The organism is Okeania sp. (genome assembly GCF_983059655.1).
The window spans coordinates 1-19,836 of record NZ_CEZPJD010000056.1; the positions used below are offsets into that span (position 1 = coordinate 1).

The following is a 19,836-nucleotide window of genomic DNA, read 5'->3' on the forward strand; positions in this document are numbered from 1 at the left end:
TTTTTATGGACAACATCCCATTGTTGAGCGCAGGGCTGTTTCATTCTCACTTTAGTAGCGCGTCAAGCTTGAAATAGTGTTTTAGGAAAATTCTCCAAACCTTAGTCATAGCAAGAATTATACTCAAAAATTGAATACACCATTTTCAGCTTGACACGCCACTAGGTGTAGAATTATAAAGTTTAGAATCCAGAATTCAGAATTCAGAATCCTGGAGTCGTATGGGAATAGATTTAATACCAGTTTTTATGTCTTAGATTATCTTTATTCTCTTGGTGCGCATTCCCTCTCTTGGTCGGCATTCCGCAAGCGAGCTGGCGTCGTCGCGGGGTCGCACCGCTTTGTCAAAGGGACATTTCTTGTAAAGTCTTTTTATTGCACTTATTATTCGTAACATTCTTTTTTCAAATTGCTATTATAGCATTACGCAAATAGGTTAGGGCAATTATAGACGCTCAAACGAGCGTCAGGGATTACTTCTAACTTCTAACTTCTGACTTCTGACTTCTGACTTGCGCGTAGCGCTATACTGCTGTGGAACTCAATAAATATAATTTCCGATCCAAGAAACGGCACTTTCTACATCAGTTACCTGTTTTCCATCAGGAAGGGGAGGTCGTTGGATCATTATTACTGGAATACATAATTTCCGTGCCGCAATAATTTTGGCATAGGTAGCATCGCCACCACTATTTTTACTAACGATCGCCTCAATATTATATTTCTCTAAAAGCGATCGCTCTTCTAATAAGGAAAAAGGTCCACGCTTAGTCAATATTTTTCCTGGAGGTATTAAGGCATTTAGTTGAGGTGGATCTATGGTTCGCATTAAAAACCAGAGGTTGTTGAGATGAGCATAACTTGCTAACTCTTGACGACCAATGCTCAGAAATACTCGTTGAGCTAATTTTGGTAAAATTTCGATAACAGCTTCGTTATTTGCAACTTCTACCCAGCGATCGCCTTCAGTTTTTTCCCATGCAGGGGAGATGAGCATCAAACGAGGAATATTCAATTCTGAAGTGGCGATCGCTGCATTCCAAGAAATTTGAACTGCAAAAGGATGAGTTGCATCAATTAACAAATCTATTTGTTGCGCTCGTAGATATTCTGTTAACCCTGGTACACCACCAAAACTCCCTATTCTTGTATGGGTAGATTTTATCGAAGGTTGACGAGTGCGACCCGCTAGAGAATTGATTACCTCTAACTCTGGTATTGTAGTAGCTAAAGCTGCCAGTTTCCATCCATTTCCAGTGCCTCCCAAAATCAGCACTCGTTTTTGTTTTGTCATGTTAGATCGTGTAAATATTTGCTACAAATAGCTAGGATATTTATTAGGAGTCACCAGTCAGAAGGAAATAAAGAAGAACAAAGAGTTTTTTGATCGCGCTCTTATCCGGACATGGTATTACTGAGGTACAGTTGTTTTTCTTCTTTTCTACTCCCTACTCCCTACTCCCGATACTCTCTTTTCTGGAGATGTCTATTATTCAAGAATGGTAACTATCAACAATGGGCAATTCGATCGCAAATTCTGTACCCTGACCGACTACGGAATTACAATAAAATTTTCCATTGTGTTTTTCCACTATAATTTGATAACTTAAAGATAATCCTAAACCCGTGCCTTTCCCCACAGGTTTTGTTGTATAAAATGGATCAAATATTCGGTTTTTCACTTCTTCTGGTATTCCCATTCCATTATCAGTAATATGGATAGCTATCCAATCTTTATTGATAACTTTAGTCTGAATTTTAATATAGGGTTGAATATTACAAAATCTAGAGTTTGATTGTTCCCAAGACATTTCTAAAGCATCAATACCGTTAGCTATAATATTCATAAAAACTTGATTTATTTGACCTGCCAAACATTTGATTAATGGCAAATTATTATATTCTTTAATTATATTAATTTCTGGAAATCCGACCTTGGGCTTGAGGCGACTTTGCAAAATTAGTAAGGTACTATCAATACCTTCGTGAAGGTCTACTTCTTTTAGAGAAGATTCATCGTGACGGGAAAAGTTGCGTAAGGATAAAACTATTTCTTTAATTCTGCTAGAACCTTCTTCCATCGAATTAAGTAATCTAGGAAAATCTTCTTTGATAAAATCTAATTCTATTATATTTTCTTTGTCTCTAATCTCAGCTACTGGATCTGGATAATATTGCTGATAAAAGTTGAGTAAATCTAATATATTTTCTGTATAATCTCTAGCAGGTTTAATATTGCCATAGATAAAGCTAACAGGGTTATTAATTTCATGGGCAACTCCGGCAACTAACTGACCTAAACTCACCATTTTTTCATTCTGAATTAATTGAGCTTGAGTTTCTTTTAATTTTTGAAGAGTTTGTTCAAGATCGGCATTTTTTATTGTTAATTCTTGGGTCCTTTCATCGACTTTTATTTCTAAAACATGACTGTAATCAGATAGTTGCTGATATGAATTTTTTAATTGTTGAATCATTTGATTAAAAGTTTGAGCAAGAAAACCAATTTCATTTTGAGTTATTACTGGTACTTTTTGGGTTAGATCCCCTGCAGTTACTAATTTAGCTGTCTGAGCGATCGCTAAAATTGGTCGTACAATTTGACGACCTAATAACAACATAGCTATTGCCATGACTAAAGCTAATGTCAAACCAATTACCAAAATTGAACTAGCAAGATGACGAGCAGGTGCAAATGCTTCTGTTTGTTCTATTTCTGCTAATAATGCTAAGTCTTGATATTCGAGCCACCGATAAACACCAATAACTGGTACTCCTCTATAATTTATATACAATCCTTGGCCATTCTTGCCATTAATAGCATTATTAATACCTTTACTATTAATACCATCAGGAAATTCCTCTGAACCAAATTTTGTAGCTGAAACAAATACATTTCTCCTCGACAAACTACTACCAATATTACCTACTAAATAGGTTTCTGATGTTTCTCCTAAACCTGCTTGCTCGCGAATAATACTATCAATTCTGTCTAAGTTAAGGTGGGCAGCAAGCATTCCTAGCTGCTTACCATTTTCACTGAGGATAGGGATAGCAAAACTAATCATAGGTTTACCTGTTTCAGCAGAGTGGTAAAAGTTGGAAATCAAATAATCTGTGGTAGATTTTGTTACTTCGCTATATTGAACTAAAGGTTGATATTTGCCTACTTTATTAGAATTACTGGAAACTAAAATTCTGCTACTTCTGGTTAAAATAAAAATTTCTTGTAAGCTACCAAGATTAGTAACGAAAGATGTTAAAGAAGTTTTTAGAGAAGCTTGAGATGATTCATATTCTGGAGTAGATTTTTTGCTTGTTAGTAGAATTTTTGCTTGGTTATTAATTTCTGGTAATTCGGCGATCGCTAAGATATTTTGACGTCGATCTAATATCCAACGATTAAGTTCATTTTCTTTAAGTTTGGCAGCAAAACTAAGACGGTCGAAAAGGGATTCTTTTAAAGATATTCGTGCTTGACTAAATGTTGTATACCCAACAATTGATATTGTTATCAACGACAATATTAAAAAAGAGCCAACAATCTGAATTAGGAGGCTTTTTTTCCAGAAATACATGACTTAACATCCTCATTTTTGACTTTGCCATATTATCTTTATTGCCGAGTTTGCCACTGAGAAAATATTTCTGTAATTTGTTTAATAGCTATATCTGTTGCTTCAGTTGGCGATAAACCTTCAATTAAAATTTGTCGCATTGCCTTACCCCAAATATTTTCTGAATATACTTGAGAATAAGCAGGACTAATAGAATTGTTGAATAAACGAGCTTGATTTGCAGTCAATTGTTGAGATGCTACAGAAATGTGAGGGTCTTTTGTATCCCTCCAAAATGGGTCTTCCCAAAGTTGAGACATAATTGGAAAATAGCGACCTCTGGCACCTTTAATATAAGGTCCTAAATTTTCTGGTTGTACTAAATATAATAAAAATTCTTTTGCCAATTTGGGATGAGCAGAAGATGTAAAGATTACAGGTTGTTTGATAAATACTACAGATGTAGGTTTTGCTCCATCAGGATTATTAGGAAAGTCAATAGTTCTCATTTGATTAAAGTAAATTTCTTCATCTTCTTGCTGAGAACCAGGAATCGACATACTTGGATTAATTGTCATTAAATTATTGCGATTGAGGAAATTCGTATTATTATCAGAATTGCGCCAATTAACCGCATTAGGCGGAACATACCCATTTTTATAAAAGCTAGTGTACCATTCTAAAATATCAATAATTTTTTGTCTGAATTCTGGTTTATCTATTTGTAGTTTGCCCTGTTCATCTACTATTTGTAAATTGTTAAGCTCCAAAATTTGTTCAAAGACAGTAGAAGTATCTGTACTATCAATAGACATAGGTAAACCTAAACCATAAATATTATTTTTGCCTTGTTGACGTAAATTTTTTTGCGCATTTTGCCAAAACTGCCAAAATTCATCCCAATTTTTTGGTATTTCTTCTCCCAAATTTGCCTCACGAATTAGATCATACCAGTAGTGAAGATGGAGGCTTTGCTTCATTATTGGCACTGAATAATTAGAAGATTTAGACTCAATATTGTTGTATAAATAAACAGATTTCAAAACACTATCAGTGTATAAATTTTTGACAGGTTCAATTACATCTGAAACATCTACTAATTTACCCTCCCACGCCCATTGAGGAATCAAAGTAAATTCTCCTATCTGAGAAAAAAATATATCCGGTGGTTTACCTGCTGCTAGAGCATCACTACCTGCTGCTAAAATTTCATCTGTACTAAAAAACGAAATTTCAACTTTTTTGTTAGTTTTTTCCTGCCAATTAGCAATAACTTTTTGTAGAGCTTCATCTTGCTCTGGGTAAAATCCTCGATTCCACCAAATTGTTAAAACTCGATCTGACTGAGATTTTTGGACATAATTTTGAGGCTGACTTGCACTACAAGTTACTAAGATAAAACTCAGTATAAACAACAAAATTATTGATAAAAATTTATGTCTCATAATTATCATCGAGTTTAAAAATTATTCTTTTTCATTATATCAATTTCACTTGAGAAATGCCACAGATAGTTTCAAACTACGTATGTGAAATAATTTCCTGAAACTCGTGTGATTCTTGAATCATTCCCTACTTAACGGGTCATTTCAGTTATCAGTTATCAGTTATCAGTTATCAATACCTCCGGCTTTAATCGGAGGCTTGAAATATTGAACTGAATATTCTCTTGGTCGATTGGATATGGCGAGGAAACCCGCTCTTATCAGAGCCGCTCCGAAGATCGCCATCCCACCCAACGGGTGCGCTGCACAATTTCTGTCTGGAATGCTCCGCAAACATGTCGCGTATCAAAACGACCGCTTTTTCATTCCCTTAAAAGGGGAGGCTTTGGACCTAATTTTTTGGTAAAAGTTATGAGTCTATAAAATCATAATGCATGACTTTTGAATTCCGTGAAACGGTATTACCACTGAGAAAATATTTCTGTAATTCGCTCAATAGCTATATCGGTTACTTCAGTTGACGATAAACCTTCTATTAAAATTTGTCGCATTGCCTTACCCCAAATATTTTCTGAATTTATTTGAGAATAACTGGGGTTAATAGAATTCTCAAATAAACGAGTTTTATATTCGGTAAATTGTTTAGATGCTACAGAAATATGAGGGTCTTTTGTATTGCTCCAGAATGGGTCTTGCCATAGTTGAGGCATAATTGGAAAATAGCGACCTTTTGCACCTTTAATATAAGCTCCTAAATTATCTGGTTTTATTAAATATGATAAAAATTCTTTTGCCAATTTGGGATGAGCAGAAGATGTAAAAATTACAGGTTTTTTGATAGATACTAAATATATAGGTTTTGCTCCATTAGGATTATTGGGAAACTCGATAGTTTTAATTTTATTTAAGTAAATTTCTTCATCTTCCTTTTGGGAAACAGGAATTGACATAGTTGCATTAATTGTCATTAATATATTGCGGTTGAGGAAATCAGAATTATTATCTGAATTAAGCCAATTAACTGCATTAGGTGACACATATTCATTTTTATAAAAGCTGGTGTACCAATCTAAAATTTCAATAATTTTCTGTCTTACTGCTGGTTTATCTATTTGTAAATTCCCCTGTCGATCCACAATTTGCAGATTATTAGCTGCCAAAATTTGTTCAAATACAACATTAGTATCTGTACTATAAATAGACATAGGTAAACCCAAACCATAAATCTTATTGTCATTTTTTTGAGGTAAAGCTTTTTGTGCATTTTGCCAAAACTGCCAAAATTCATCCCATTTTTCTGGTATTTTCTCTGCCAAACCAGCCTTAAGTATTAAATCGTTCCAGTAGTGAATATGTATGCCTTGCTGCATTATTGGTACGGCATAATTAGAAAATTTAGATTCAATATTGTTGTACAAATAAGCAGACTTCAGAGCAGCATCACTATAGAAATTTTTGACAGGTTTAATTACATCTGAAACATCTACTAATTTTCCCTGCCACGCCCATTGCGGAATCAAAGTAAATTCTGCTCTTTCAGAGAAGAGAATATCGGGAGGTTTATTTACTGCTAAAGCATCAATAATTACTTGTAAAATATCATCTTCACTGAAAAATAAAAGTTCAACCTTTTTGTTAGTTTTTTCTTGCCACTCAGCAACTACTTTTTTTAGAGCTTCATCTTGTTCTGGATAGTATCCCCGATTCCACCAAATTGTTAAAGTTGGATCTGACTGAACTTTTTGCAGATGATTTTGAGTTTGATTAGAGCTACAAGTAAGTAATATTAAACTGAGTATAAATAACCCAATTAATCTGAATAATTGACGTCTCATAATCATGTTTTTTTTTCAGATACTTCAGTTCAAATTTTAACTTGGGAATTTTTAGTTAATAATTGGGTAAGCGTTTCCTCCGGAATGCTGCGCAAACAGCCGTCAGCATTCAGCTATCAGCGATGAATTATTAACTCATTTATTACCACAAAATTGCATATATTCACAACTCAAGCGAGTCTTTTTTGTACTTCAATACTCTGGTTAAAAATGTAGTAGAAGTTAAAATAAAGCCGGATTCATTAATTAAAAAGCTGAGAGGTAACTACTCATAGCTAAATTTTTATAATACTTTGGTTAAAAATGTAGTAGAAGTTAAAATAAAGCTGTCTTCATTCATTAAAAAGCTGTTTCCGTAGCATTACGAACTGAAAAGCTGATTGTTAATAGCTATTTGCGTAGCATTCCGCAGGAAATACTTACATAATTGGTTTACCATTGAGCAAATATTTCTTGTATTTTAGCAATTGCTTTATCTGTAGCATCTTCTATTGATAATCCATCAACAATTACTTGTTCAATTGCTTGACCCCAAACATTTTCTGATAATACTTGAGAGTAAGCAGGATTAACTACATAATTAAATGGTCGAGTAGCACCTTCTTGATATTGTTTAACTGCCACAGAAATATGGGGATCGCTATTGTCTTGCCAAAATTTATCTGATAATAATTGTGGCATTACTGGGAAATATCTTCCTCCTGAAAGTTGCAAATATTCACTTATGTTTTCTGGGCGAATAAAAAAGGATAAAAAATCCTTAGCTTGCTCTAAATTAGAGGATGATTGAAAAGTAAGTATTTGTTTAACAGATACTAGGTATTTTGCTGGTTCTCCATCCGGTTCATCAGGAAATTCAATTGTTTGAATTTGGTTTTGGTAAACTTCTGGATCTTGTCTTTGTGAAGTAGGAATTGATAAAGTAGGATTAGCGACCATTAATAAATTACGATTCAGAAAACTAACGTTATTATCTACTGCTGCCCATTGAACTGAATCTGGGGGTATATATCCATCTTTATAAAGATTAGTAATCCAATTTAATACTGTAATTATTCCTTGGCGGACTTCGGGTTTATCTACTTGCAGTTTTCCATTTTTATCTAATAAATTAACATCATAAACTTCTAACATTTGTTCAAATTCATAAAAGTTATCTACAGAAGCAGCAGACATAGTTAAACCAATGCCATAAATTTCTGATTTATCTTTTTGACGGATTTTCTTTTGAGCATTTTGCCAAAATTGCCAAAACTTATCCCATTCATTAGGTATATCTGACTTTTGTAAATTAATTTCTTTGAGCAAATCTTGCCAATAATGGATATGTATAGTTTGTTGCTGGATTGGCACTGCATAATAACTACGTTTTTTAGCTACATTATTATTTAAATAAACAGATGCAAGAGCTGTTCCAGTATAAAGAGATTTAACAGGCTCAATCACATCAGAAACATCTGCTAATTTATCTTCCCATGCCAGGCGAGGACTTATACCAAATTCTAGTCCATAATTATAAACAATATCTGGAGGTTTTTCTGCTGCTACAGCCTCAAGAAGAGTCGTTTTTAAATTTTCATCATCGTTTAAAAAAAGAATTTGAGCTGGATAACCACTTTTTTTCTCCCACTGAGCAACTATTTGTTTAATAGCTTCATCTTCTTCAGGATAGAAACCTTTTGTCCACCAAATTGTTAATGGAGTTAAAGGTGTTTCTTGAGGGTCTAATTTAGCAGATTGATTGGCACAGGTTACTATAAGTAAGCTGACCATAAAAAGGATAAATACAAACAATTTTTTGTTCATTTTTTTTATAGTTTATTAAATTTTTGGTAAGCATTCAGCTATCAGCTATTAGCTATCAGCTATTGCTTTTAGTAAGCGATAAAAGCTTTTTAATTCTCAAATTAAAAATTACCACAAAAGCCAGTTTTTATGTCTATATTCGTTTAAATATTGTCCTTAAGCTTTAGGTTTTAAAAGCTGATAGCTGACTGCTAATAGCTGAATACTTACGATTTTTGATACAATTCAGCAACAGATAATATTTGTCTAAACGACAAGGCAAAAGTTAATTGCGGGCATCTTACCCGCATGATTGTACCTCAACAAGGTGAAATCCACTATATTTTTGACTTTTTTCCTATCCTACTTCCTATATCCCCTACTTCCTAAAAATATCCAGAAAGTTATTTTTGTTAATACTCCCCCTAAAATTAATAGTGGTGTTAACCAATCACCCAGTTTTACATATAAAGTCTGGCTATTTCGCCGATAAATCCTAGTTGTATAAGTTTCATAACTATTAATTCCAGATAGCCAAATTGTTCTACCATGAGGGTCTACTATTCCAGAATAACCTGTATTAGTTGCTCGTACCGCCCATCTATCAGTTTCGATCGCCCGCATTACATCTTGAGCATGATGTTGAGCTGGCATTGTTGAACTATAATGAGCGTTATTAGCTGCTGTTAAAATAAATTCTCCCCCTGCTGCGGTTTGTCTTTGAAATACTTCGGAAAAAGCTGAGTCATAACAAATTCCAACTATTGCTTTACCAAAGGGTGTATCAAATATTTGATCTGCTTTTCCAGCTACTAAATGAGCGTCTAAAGGTGAGAGTCTATCTATTAGTTTTCCTAATACTTCATTGAAAGGAATAAACTCTCCTAGAGGTACTAATTTAATTTTGTCATAACGACTAAAAATTTCTCCTGTATTATCTACAGTAAATATACTGTTAGTCAGATTATTATCTTGTTTGCCATAACCACCTACCCAAGCTACTACTTTTTTCTCTAAAATTGCTTGATAAAAAGAAAGGAACCTACGATTATTTTGATTTGTCCACAAAAAAGGTAAAGCTGTTTCTGGTGTTAATACAGCGTCAACACCTTGGTCTGCTAATTTTTTATATCCTGCTGTGTAACCCTCCAGGGCACGATACCAACCTGTAGAATTTAACTTAATTTCATTAGGAATATTTCCTTGAATAATTCCTACTTTTAATGCTGTTTCTGAATCGGGATTTAAAGGAATATTATAGAGACTAAATCCTACTATGTGGAAAAACATAAAAATTGTAATTGGAAGGAAGAAGGAATAATGAATAATGAATAATGAAGGTTTAAAAAATAGGTTAAGTTTATCTGAATTATTTTGTTTTTTCCCAAATTTAATTGATTGAATTTTTTCTGAGTTTCCCTGTAATTTTGCTTGAAGAAAAGCTTCCCCAAATAAAGCGTTTACTGTGACAATAGCTGCTGTTACTGTAATTGGTCCTGATAATTGACTAAGGTGTAAAATTACTAAATTATAGTTGCTCTGAGTCAAAGATAAAGAAGTCCACCAAAGACTTCCTAAACTCCAAATTTTCTCTAAACAACACCATAAAGTTATACCTAACAAAACTCTGGAAAATGAGAATATTTTCCCTGAGAAATATGTAGGAGTTAAAACTCCAAATAAATAAGCCCAAATAGCAACTAAAATTGCTCCCCAAAGAGTGATAAAAATCCAACAAAATAGAGCGATCGCTACACTAGCTAACCAAGGAACTCCTAACCAGGTCATAGGATGAATTCCGGTTATCCAAAATAAAGCTACACCGTGATAACCTATTCCCCAAACTAAACCTAATAAAAATTTATCAAAGTATTTTTCTTGTTGAATTACTAACACCCACAAAGGAGCTAGAGCCACCCATGCAAGAAACCATGCGTTTACTGGTGCTGTGGTCATTCCCATGAAAATGCCACTAATAAATGTTATGAATAATTTCATTTTTATAAATGTTTACTGCAAATATTTAATACCAAATTCAAAAAAGGTCGTTACAGTATTAATCTCTAAATTCCGACCAGCAGAGAAAACCACTGTAGCAATATTTTATGAAATTGGTATAAGGTATTTTTAGTAGTTATATCATATACTTTGGCAGTAATTTTTATTATTTCTTAATTTCAATCGTTGCTCTTACCTTTCTCAAAATTAATAGCTGATAGCTGATAGCTAATAGCTGAATGCTTAAATTAAAATTGACATTGTTGATCTGATTTCCAAGTTTTGATTAACTGAGAAATAGTTGTTGCTAACTCAAAGTCTAATGCCGTTAATCCACCTACATCATGGGTAGTCAAATTTATGGTAACTTGATTGTAGGAAATGAAAATATCCGGATGATGATTTGCTGTTTCTGTTGGCGTGACTAAACAATTGACAAAATTGATGGCTTCAACAAAGTTTTGAAATTTATGAGTATAGGATAGTTTATTATCTTTTATCTGCCAATTTGATAAGTCTTGTAAATATCGATAACTTTCTATTTCACTTAAGAGTTTTATATTGTGAATCTCAGTTTTTTGTACTAATAAAAAGGAAGAATAAAATTCCATGAATAAATATTTTTGATTTAGATATAAAATTTATCAAAATAATTGAATATAAGTAGGATGGTGCAAAAAAACATAAGTATCTAACGAAAAGTAAACTTGTTCAAAACTCTCTTTCCTTCTGCCTTTACATAACGATAATTTTCAACACCGACCTACTTAATACTAGTTTAATAAATCTTTGCTACAAATATTTAGGTTACTGCTTAGGAGTTAACCCACTCCTAATATCAAATCCGGTTAAATGCTTACCATATAGCTGAGAGTAGGGGAGATTAGATAGACATCTTCAATAATAAAAAATAAAATAAATCATCACACATAAATTATCAATTATTTCCCACTACTCCCTCTTTTCTGAAGATGTCTAATATAGACTCTTATCTTTAAATACTTGGCATTGCTGAGGGGCGGGATGAATATAAGTAGGACAGATATCCTGCCTACCCGAAAATATCAGAAACGGGAACGGGCAAGATGCCCATTCCACAAAACTATTAAAATCATCGCATTTATGCAACGCCTTAAATACTTACTTATTCTTCCATATCTTCTTCGTCTATATCTTCATCTTCTTCGTCTTCGTCTATATCTTCCATATCTTCTTCGTCTTCATCTTCGTCTATATCTTCTGCATCTATCTCGTCTGTTTCTTCTGTGTCTATATCTTCTGTTTCTTCCATATCTTCTTCCGTTGCCGGAACTAAAGCCACTTCTGCGATGCTATCTGCGTCATCTAATTTTTGTACCCTTACTCCTGTAGCACTACGAGATTGAATCGAAATAGCATCAATTGCCTGACGAATAATAATTCCGCGAGTAGTAATCATTATTAATTCTTCAGTTTCATTAACTATTCGTAAAGAAGCTAATTGATCTTGTTTCTTTTTCTTCTTCTTAAACTTAGTAGCAATACGACCTTTTCCACCTCGGTTTTGTAGGGTAAATTGAGAAACTGGCACCCGCTTTCCATAACCGCCAGTAGTAATAACTAATGCCCATGGACCACTATTATTAGTTGATGTAGTTTCTTCAGTTTCTTCCTCCTCTATTTCTAGTTCTAATTCTGCTTCTTCTAGTTCTAATTCTTCCTCATCAATATCAGCAATTTCATCTACAATTGAACTGGGTAAAATATCCATACTAATTAACTCATCACCCTCCATCAATTTCATTGATTTTACCCCTCTAGTATTACGACCCAAAGAACGCAATTGCTTATTATCTGTTCTAAAGTGAATTGCCATACCAGAACTAGAAGCAATTATCACACTATCATCAACTTTTGCTCTTCTCACCCACCTCAATTGGTCGCCTTCGGCAAGAGAAATAGCGATTAACCCATTAGAACGGATATTAGAAAATGCGGATAAAGGTGTTTTTTTAATATATCCACCTTTGGTCAACATTACTAAAAATTCGTCATCAGTAAATTCTGAAACTGCCACTATAGAAGTTACTTTTTCATCTCGTGGAATTGGTAACATTTGTACCACTGGTACGCCCCTTGCTATACGAGAACCAATAGGAATTTGATAAGCATTTAGACAATAAACAACACCTCTTTGAGTAAAGAATAAAATACTATCATGGTCACAACAACTGAGAAAATGTTCAACTCCATCATCATCTTTCATTTTCGTACCAGACTTACCACGAGTTGCTCGACTTTGAGCCTCAAAAGTATTAACTGGCATCCGTTTAATATAGCCTTGTTCTGTTAATAGAATAATTGCTTTTTCATTGGCAATTAAATCTGTATCATCTAGCTCACCTTCTGCTAGTTCAATGATAGTTCTTCTTGGACTAGCATAGCGTTCTTTTATTTCTAAAGCTTCAGTTTCAATAATTTCTAAAATCCTTTCCCGTTTTGCTAATATATCTTGCAAATCGGCAATTTTTAGCAGTAATTCTTCATGCTCTTGTTCAATTTTTTGTGCTTCTAATGCTGTTAATCTTCTTAACTGCATTTGTAAAATTGCATCTGATTGTACTTCAGATAAACCATGATTTTCAATTAGTTCTTGTTTAGCAGCAGGAGTATCCGCAGCCTGACGAATTAATTGAATAATTGCATCTAGGTTATCTAAAGCAATTAGTAAACCTTGTAATAAATGGTCTCTTTCTTCAGCTTTTCGGAGTTCGTATTGAGTCCTTCTCGTAATAGTTTCTATCCGAAAATCTAGGAATACTTCGAGATATTTTTTCAGCGTTAGTAACTGGGGTTCTGAATTTACTAATGCTAAAATATTTGCTCCAAAGTTGGCTTGTAGGGTGGTTTGTTTATAAAGATTATTGAGTACAACTCTAGGATAAGCATCTCGTTTGAGTTCGATGACTATCCGCATTCCGTCACGATCGCTTTCATCCCTAATATCAGAAATGCCATCAATTTTTTTGTCATTAACCAGTTCGGCAATTTTTTCAATTAAAGCTGCTTTATTAGTTTGGTAAGGTAACTCTGTGACAATAATAGCTTCTTTGTCAGGGCGACCACGCTGTTCGAGGGTTTCTATGGTGGCGACACCCCGCATGGTTATGGAACCACGGCCGAGGGTATAAGCATCGCGGATACCAGATTTTCCAAGGATTTGAGCACCTGTAGGAAAGTCCGGTCCGGGAATGTAGTGCATTAACTCCGTATCAGTTATTTCTGGGTTCTCGATCAGTGCTAACAAACCATCAATAAGCTCCCCCAAATTGTGAGGAGGAATATTAGTTGCCATGCCCACTGCAATACCAGACGAACCGTTGAGGAATAGTTGAGGAATACGGGAAGGAAGTGCCAACGGTTCCTGTTGAGAACCATCAAAATTATCTACAAAATCTACTGTTTCTGCATCAATATCCCGCAACATGGCATCAGAAGTGAGCGCTTGTAGACGACACTCTGTATAACGCATAGCTGCAGGTGGGTCATTATCTACAGAACCAAAATTACCGTGACCGTGGATGAGGGGCGATCGCATTGAAAAATCCTGAGCCATTCGCACCAAAGCATCATAAACTGCCGTATCGCCGTGGGGATGATACTTACCCAGTACTTCTCCTACCACACGAGCGCATTTACGAAAAGGGCGGTCTGCTGTTAACCCTAATTCGTTCATAGCATAGAGTATGCGACGATGTACGGGTTTGAGACCATCCCTAGTATCTGGTAATGCCCTACCTACGATCACGCTCATGGCGTATTCTAGGTATGATTGGGACATTTCATTACGGAGATCGGTTGGTACAATTCGTGACTCAGAAGTAGTCATATAATGAAAAACTCTGTTAAATATATAATAATTAACAAAAAACCGAAAAAATGGAATTTCGCCCGATTAAGTTCGGTGTATTTGCAAAATTATGCTGTTTACGTCTAAAATTATAGCATATTTCATGTCTATTTTTAATAAAATTAGCTCAAAAACGTCCGAGTATTTTCAATTCGATTTAAAGTTCAAATCTTGGTATGATTACAATAAAAAGTTTCATTGCAGGGGACAAAATCTAATATCTAAAATTAACTTATGATTTCTGTTATTTATTCCGATGAATTTCTCGAACACAAAACTGGTATGCTACACCCAGAGCGACCAGAACGTTTAACTGCTATTGTCAAAACTCTCCAGACTTTTCCTCACAATGGCCAATTGCAATGGCGATCGCCCACCCCTGTGAAACAGCGACATTCATCATTGATGACAATACTAGAAAAAGTTCACTCCCGTAGTCATATTCAAGCAGTAGCAGAAATAGCCGATCGAGGTGGCGGTTATTTGGATGGAGATACACCAGTTTCTGCCAAAAGTTATGATGTGGCATTGTTAGCCATAAGTGCTTGGTTAGATGGAGTCGATCAAGTATTAACAAATGCAAATCCGGCGTTTGTGTTGGCAAGACCCCCTGGTCATCACGCTGAAAGTCAACGAGGTATGGGATTTTGCTTATTTTCCAATGCAGCGATCGCAGCTCATTATGCTCTAGAGAAACCAGGTATTAACAAAGTCGCCATTTTAGACTGGGATGTACATCATGGTAATGGTACTCAAGAAATTGTAGAAAAATGCGAAAATATAGTGTACTGTTCCCTCCATCAATCTCCCTGCTATCCTGGCACTGGCTATGCTGACGAACATGGTTCCCACAATAATATACTAAATTTACCCATGTCACCAGGTACCACAATGGCGATCTATCAACCCACATTCGAGCAAAAAGTTGTACCCTTTTTAGCTAACTTTCAACCCGATTTATTGATTGTTAGCGCTGGCTATGATGCCAACCATGACGATCCATTAGCAGGTATTTCCCTACAACCAGAAGACTACGGAACATTTACAAAATATTGTTTGCAAATAACCAGCAAAATCTTATTTGGTTTAGAAGGTGGTTATGACCTACCTAGTTTATCTCAATCAGTAGTAGCAACAATTGAAAGTTGTTTGTAAGTGATTTGAATCAGGATTTATAATCATCTCCGGAGGCATTAGTATTGTAAGTGTAAAGGTAAGGAAGATGAAAGAAGGAGGAAGATTTAAGAGCAAGAAAAAAACTTAAATTGCTATGTTTATTTGAGTAGAGGAGTAGGGAGGGCTGTTTCATTCTAAATTTTGGCGTTTCTCTCAAAGCCTGATGGGGAGAAAATTATGGGCACTTCTACTTCTTTGGATGATAAAGTCAACTTTATAATCATAAATTAAAAACCTCCATCCCCGTGTCTCCGCGTCCCCGTGTCTCCCCATCCCCGTGTCTATGGAGAATTGGGAACTAGGGGTGCGGGTAAGGACGTTGTATGCAACGTCCATAGATTGATAAATTTTCCCTGTTCTGGTATTTTCTACTTTATATATTAGGTTCAAAAAAATGTAATTTATATTCAATAAAAATAATGAGGTATGATGAAATTTCTAGTAGCTATTACTTTAGCAATTCATTTAATTTTTTTTAGTTTATCCGCACCAGTCATAGCAGCTAATACTGAAGATATTAATAATCTTTTACAAAATAATTGGTGCGTATCATTTTTATGGAAACAGTGTGATTTAAGTGAAATAGATTTACATGGAACTAATTTAAGCAATGCTAATCTTTCGGGAGCTAATTTAACTGGTGTAAATTTCCAGGATGCAGATTTAAATGGTGCTAACTTTTCGGGGGCTAATTTAACAGGAGCTAATTTAACAGGAGCTAATCTATATGGGGCAGATATTAATAGGGCTAATTTAACAAATTCAAACTTAAGTAACACTCGTTTATTGGAAGCCGACCTAACTTTAGCAGACTTAAGTAATGCCAATTTAGTTGATGCTAATTTGTTAGAAGCAAGACTCTGGGGAGCAAATCTAGAAAAGGCTAATTTAAGTAATGCTAGTCTCCGTGGTACTAATTTAGAATACGCCAATCTTGCTGATACTAATTTAAGTGGAACAGATTTTCATAGTTTCTATTTTCGGGGTTATAAACAAGAAACTAATTTAAGTAATGCTAATTTAGAAGGTGCAATTATTACTGATGTAGATTTAAATGGAGTAATTCTGAGAGGAACAATTATGCCTGATGGTTCAATTAATGAGTAGAAGGAAGGCAGAAGGCAGGAGGCAGGAGGGAAGAAAAGGTGAGAAGGGATAAAGTTTTTTGTTTGCTGGCGTACAACGCACATTAACGTAAAGTATATTCACTTACAGCGGTTTTCCTGCATCACAGTAGGGACGTTCCATGGAACGTCCCTACAAGATTTTGTTTCTATTGCTAACTGCTTCTTTAATTTATCTATCAATTCTGGTCATTCTCACTGGAATACAACCAGAATAATCAGAACAATTTTTCATTTCCCAATCACCATAACGATCTGACTCAATATAAAAAGTATCAGACTGATAAGCATAGTTTCTTGCATTACTGCCAGGATAAGTAGGTGTACTACCCTGCATAGTGTAACCACTTCTGCTAGGAACCATATTCATTTGTTGTTGGGCATAAACCCTTCTACCATTAGGCCCAGTAACATTGACAATCATAGTTCCAAAATTTCCATCCATTCTTAAATGCCCCCTGTGTAACCATCCATTTACCCTCCATTGCAAATTCCATATTCCATTCATCCCTTCGTTGATGACATCTGGAGTTACACTTTTTTGTTTTATTGGTTCCGCAAAAGCACTTTTCGTAGGAATTATAGTTGCAAATGATAAAGAAGTAGCGGTTAAGGCAACTAAACCAAGGCTAACAATTTTATTTAGTTTTGTTTGAATAGTCATAGGAAAAATTCTCCTGAAATTCAGTAATTTATTTCTTTCTTATTACTTCCAAGATTAGAAAGTAAATTCCAGAAAAAAAATCCCTAGTTTGGTAATTTTTACCTCATATCAAATTCGTTCAATTCGGTATAAAAAAATGTTCCAACTGATGCGCTATTGCCCAATTTTTCTTTATCTTCCCAAACTCCTCAAACTCCCTAAACTCCCCAAAGTTCCTATTATGAATCTGGAGAGTTAAGGTTAAAGTTAACTGCTCTAAATTTTGAAATAGTTTTTAGTGACCTTTACGAAAAAGTTGATTTTAACAATTAAGATGAAGAAAGATAATTTTCATTGTGATGAGGATTTGATATCAGGCGTTGCTGAATTGAAGTATGAATGTGCGATTTTTTGGTTCTGGTCAAGCCCCCGCGCATCCCCCAAGTTTGGAGGACTTTTAGAGTTTTATTCCCCCCAATTGTGGGGGGCTAGGGGGGCAAAATCATAGATGCTTCAGTAATTTCAGCAAATTATTCGACATCTAAAGTTTGAAACTATTTGTAATATCATGTCCGGTAGCATCGGTCTTGTATAGTAAATAGGCAACAGGCAACAGGCAACAGGCAACAGGCAAGAAAAAAACTTAAATTTCCTGTAGATATCCACGCTAACTTTTACACAAACGATACCAACGGACATGATATAACATTCTTTTTTCATGCTTGGTGTCAGGAGAGAAAATAATAGATATGGAACGGGGTAATTAATAGTTATGAAGGTTAATTATTGAGGGATAACTAATAAATAAACCCCTCCAATTTATGAAGGGGTATTGTTGTGTTTTATTGGTTGTTTTTAGCAGATTTTTCCTCACTTTTTATCTTTGGATTGTTTTAGCTTGCGCTTGAGGATTGAAGTTGTACCTAACGTGCCGAGAGTAAGTAAGGATAGGGTTGAGGTGGGTTCGGGGATTGTCTCAGAGTCTGTTGTAATTGTTAACTTAATATAATCAACTGCTGTGTCATCCTGAACCCGAATATCCAAAAATCCTAGACTATTGATTATTGGGAGAAAATTGATAGGATCTAAGTTGGGATCTTGCTGCGGAGCTACAGGGAGAGCCGCCAAATCAAAGAAAAATGTTTCGTCCCTGCCACCTGTCCAAGAAGTATTCAGTAGTCCGTCTGAGCGATTTCCTGAGCCAAAAAAACGACTCCAACTTATTGGAGGTCCTTCAGGAACTCGATTACCTTCGCTATCGACAAAGTAAAGAATGATAGTATCATTACTACCATTGCCTCTAACTCGGATTTCTAAATCAGCAGAAGTAATTGTACCTGCTAAATTAGCAAAGTTAAAAGTATGAAGAAAATCTTTATCGAATCTATTGTCATCAAAATTTTTGATCTCACAACGCGGATTGCTGTTACAATTAATCCCAAAACTGTCAAATAGGTCGATTAAGTTGATAACTGAGCCATTGCTGGGGGAAGACTCTTCTAATCCATCAGTAGTATCGAACCCATCCATGTTCCCTCCTACAAAGGTAAAAGTGCTAGCTTTGGCAACTTCAGGCATCATGGTCAATAAAATAATTGATAAGACACTGAGAGATATATGGGAAATCGGGCCAGAAGCAAAATTAAATGGGAAATTCCATTTAATTAATTGGTTTAATTTTAATCTAGATATCTTCATTGTTTCCTAAAAAATGGGGCGATTCCTAACTTTTGTTTACTTACAATAATAAATACTAAGTTAGTTTGAGATCCTAACCTATCCGTATAATCCCACAATAATCCGAATCCAATCGCTCACTTTTTTGTTCACTTTTCTGCTCACTTACTTGTTCAAAATGTTCACTTACCTATTCAAAATGTTCACTTATTAGACATCTCCAGAAAAGAGGGAACAGGGAACAGGGAACAGGGAACAGGGCAGAATAATTGATAAGTTATGGATAAGAATTGATTTTATTTTTAATTTTTGGAGATGTCTATTGTGTTTTTACCGCTCACAAAGTAATTTTAGCTAAAACTTTTTAGGCAAAGGCCATCGCTACTACAGAAGAAAAAACTCTTACGCTTTTATCAAGCAGGTCTAATAATTTCTATCATCATTCCTCTCATTCACATCCCTACCATCCGGACCAATTTGACCATATCTAATCCATTCTGGTTCCACGGGTTTAGCTTCAATAGTAGGTTCGCGGTCATAAAAACTGGGTCTGTCAGGAAAATCTTTAACAGGTATATCTTTAACTATCTGTTTCATAAACTGTCGCCAATTAAAAGCTGCTGTACTACTTACACCCCAGGTTGGTTTGTTATCATCATTCCCTAACCATATTCCCGTTGCCACTTGCGGAATATAACCAATAAACC

General features: G+C 34.9%; 12 protein-coding genes and 1 pseudogene. 2 read left to right on the forward strand and 11 right to left on the reverse strand.

All coding sequences use genetic code 11. The annotated features are described in order from the left end of the window. Positions 1-541: 541 nt before the first annotated feature. The 8 genes from AC3DU7_RS05765 to gyrA all read right to left on the reverse strand — a co-directional run bounded on the left by AC3DU7_RS05765 (position 542) and on the right by gyrA (position 14,488). Positions 542-1,294 (reverse strand): cobalt-precorrin-6A reductase, encoded by a 753-nt coding sequence (locus AC3DU7_RS05765; protein WP_488038398.1) that lies wholly within the window; start codon positions 1,292-1,294, stop codon positions 542-544. Positions 1,295-1,493: 199 nt separating this feature from the next. Further along, on the reverse strand, positions 1,494-3,524 hold the full coding sequence (locus AC3DU7_RS05770) for a sensor histidine kinase (RefSeq protein WP_488038399.1): 2,031 nt from the start codon (positions 3,522-3,524) through the stop codon (positions 1,494-1,496). A gap of 92 nt (positions 3,525-3,616) precedes the next feature. After that, the gene (locus AC3DU7_RS05775; RefSeq protein ID WP_488038400.1) at positions 3,617-5,002 is read right to left on the reverse strand and encodes an ABC transporter substrate-binding protein; all 1,386 of its coding nucleotides are present in this window, start codon (positions 5,000-5,002) and stop codon (positions 3,617-3,619) included. A gap of 461 nt (positions 5,003-5,463) precedes the next feature. Further along, positions 5,464-6,837: an ABC transporter substrate-binding protein gene (locus tag AC3DU7_RS05780; RefSeq protein ID WP_488038401.1), complete on the reverse strand. Its 1,374-nt coding sequence runs from the start codon at positions 6,835-6,837 to the stop codon at positions 5,464-5,466. A 432-nt stretch (positions 6,838-7,269) separates the two neighbouring features. After that, positions 7,270-8,643 carry an ABC transporter substrate-binding protein gene (locus AC3DU7_RS05785; protein ID WP_488038402.1) on the reverse strand — a complete coding sequence of 458 codons (1,374 nt, stop codon included), beginning with the start codon at positions 8,641-8,643 and terminating at the stop codon, positions 7,270-7,272. Between the two features lie 342 nt (positions 8,644-8,985). Next, the gene (lnt, locus tag AC3DU7_RS05790) at positions 8,986-10,620 is read right to left on the reverse strand and encodes an apolipoprotein N-acyltransferase (RefSeq protein WP_488038403.1); all 1,635 of its coding nucleotides are present in this window, start codon (positions 10,618-10,620) and stop codon (positions 8,986-8,988) included. A gap of 248 nt (positions 10,621-10,868) precedes the next feature. Further along, positions 10,869-11,231 carry a 4a-hydroxytetrahydrobiopterin dehydratase gene (locus AC3DU7_RS05795; RefSeq protein ID WP_488038404.1) on the reverse strand — a complete coding sequence of 121 codons (363 nt, stop codon included), beginning with the start codon at positions 11,229-11,231 and terminating at the stop codon, positions 10,869-10,871. 533 nt (positions 11,232-11,764) lie between these two features. Further along, positions 11,765-14,488 carry a DNA topoisomerase (ATP-hydrolyzing) subunit A gene (gyrA, locus tag AC3DU7_RS05800; protein ID WP_488038405.1) on the reverse strand — a complete coding sequence of 908 codons (2,724 nt, stop codon included), beginning with the start codon at positions 14,486-14,488 and terminating at the stop codon, positions 11,765-11,767. A 255-nt stretch (positions 14,489-14,743) separates the two neighbouring features. Between gyrA and AC3DU7_RS05805 the strand changes: the two genes are divergently transcribed. Both AC3DU7_RS05805 and AC3DU7_RS05810 read left to right on the forward strand, forming a co-directional pair. Next, the gene (locus tag AC3DU7_RS05805) at positions 14,744-15,664 is read left to right on the forward strand and encodes a histone deacetylase family protein (RefSeq protein ID WP_488038406.1); all 921 of its coding nucleotides are present in this window, start codon (positions 14,744-14,746) and stop codon (positions 15,662-15,664) included. A gap of 447 nt (positions 15,665-16,111) precedes the next feature. Next, a complete protein-coding gene (locus AC3DU7_RS05810) occupies positions 16,112-16,792 on the forward strand; it encodes a pentapeptide repeat-containing protein (RefSeq protein WP_488038407.1) in 681 nt (226 codons plus the stop codon). 189 nt (positions 16,793-16,981) lie between these two features. Here AC3DU7_RS05810 and AC3DU7_RS05815 read toward each other — a convergent pair whose 3' ends face one another. The 3 genes and pseudogenes from AC3DU7_RS05815 to AC3DU7_RS05825 form a co-directional block, all read right to left on the reverse strand. Next, positions 16,982-17,473 carry a hypothetical protein gene (locus AC3DU7_RS05815; protein ID WP_488038408.1) on the reverse strand — a complete coding sequence of 164 codons (492 nt, stop codon included), beginning with the start codon at positions 17,471-17,473 and terminating at the stop codon, positions 16,982-16,984. Positions 17,474-18,322: 849 nt separating this feature from the next. Further along, a complete protein-coding gene (locus AC3DU7_RS05820) occupies positions 18,323-19,150 on the reverse strand; it encodes a PEP-CTERM sorting domain-containing protein (protein WP_488038409.1) in 828 nt (275 codons plus the stop codon). A 402-nt stretch (positions 19,151-19,552) separates the two neighbouring features. Continuing rightward, positions 19,553-19,836: pseudogene (locus AC3DU7_RS05825) on the reverse strand (penicillin-binding protein); the annotation flags it as partial.

Excerpts from the sequence above, each read along its gene's own strand:
- AC3DU7_RS05765 (WP_488038398.1), bottom strand. The coding sequence starts at position 1,294 with ATGACAAAACAAAAACGAGTGCTGATTTTGGGAGGCACTGGAAATGGA.
- AC3DU7_RS05775 (WP_488038400.1), bottom strand. The coding sequence starts at position 5,002 with ATGAGACATAAATTTTTATCAATAATTTTGTTGTTTATACTGAGTTTT.
- AC3DU7_RS05780 (WP_488038401.1), bottom strand. The coding sequence starts at position 6,837 with ATGAGACGTCAATTATTCAGATTAATTGGGTTATTTATACTCAGTTTA.
- AC3DU7_RS05785 (WP_488038402.1), bottom strand. The coding sequence starts at position 8,643 with ATGAACAAAAAATTGTTTGTATTTATCCTTTTTATGGTCAGCTTACTT.
- lnt (WP_488038403.1), bottom strand. The coding sequence starts at position 10,620 with ATGAAATTATTCATAACATTTATTAGTGGCATTTTCATGGGAATGACC.
- AC3DU7_RS05795 (WP_488038404.1), bottom strand. The coding sequence starts at position 11,231 with ATGGAATTTTATTCTTCCTTTTTATTAGTACAAAAAACTGAGATTCAC.
- gyrA (WP_488038405.1), bottom strand. The coding sequence starts at position 14,488 with ATGACTACTTCTGAGTCACGAATTGTACCAACCGATCTCCGTAATGAA.
- AC3DU7_RS05805 (WP_488038406.1), top strand. The coding sequence starts at position 14,744 with ATGATTTCTGTTATTTATTCCGATGAATTTCTCGAACACAAAACTGGT.
- AC3DU7_RS05810 (WP_488038407.1), top strand. The coding sequence starts at position 16,112 with ATGATGAAATTTCTAGTAGCTATTACTTTAGCAATTCATTTAATTTTT.
- AC3DU7_RS05815 (WP_488038408.1), bottom strand. The coding sequence starts at position 17,473 with ATGACTATTCAAACAAAACTAAATAAAATTGTTAGCCTTGGTTTAGTT.
- AC3DU7_RS05820 (WP_488038409.1), bottom strand. The coding sequence starts at position 19,150 with ATGAAGATATCTAGATTAAAATTAAACCAATTAATTAAATGGAATTTC.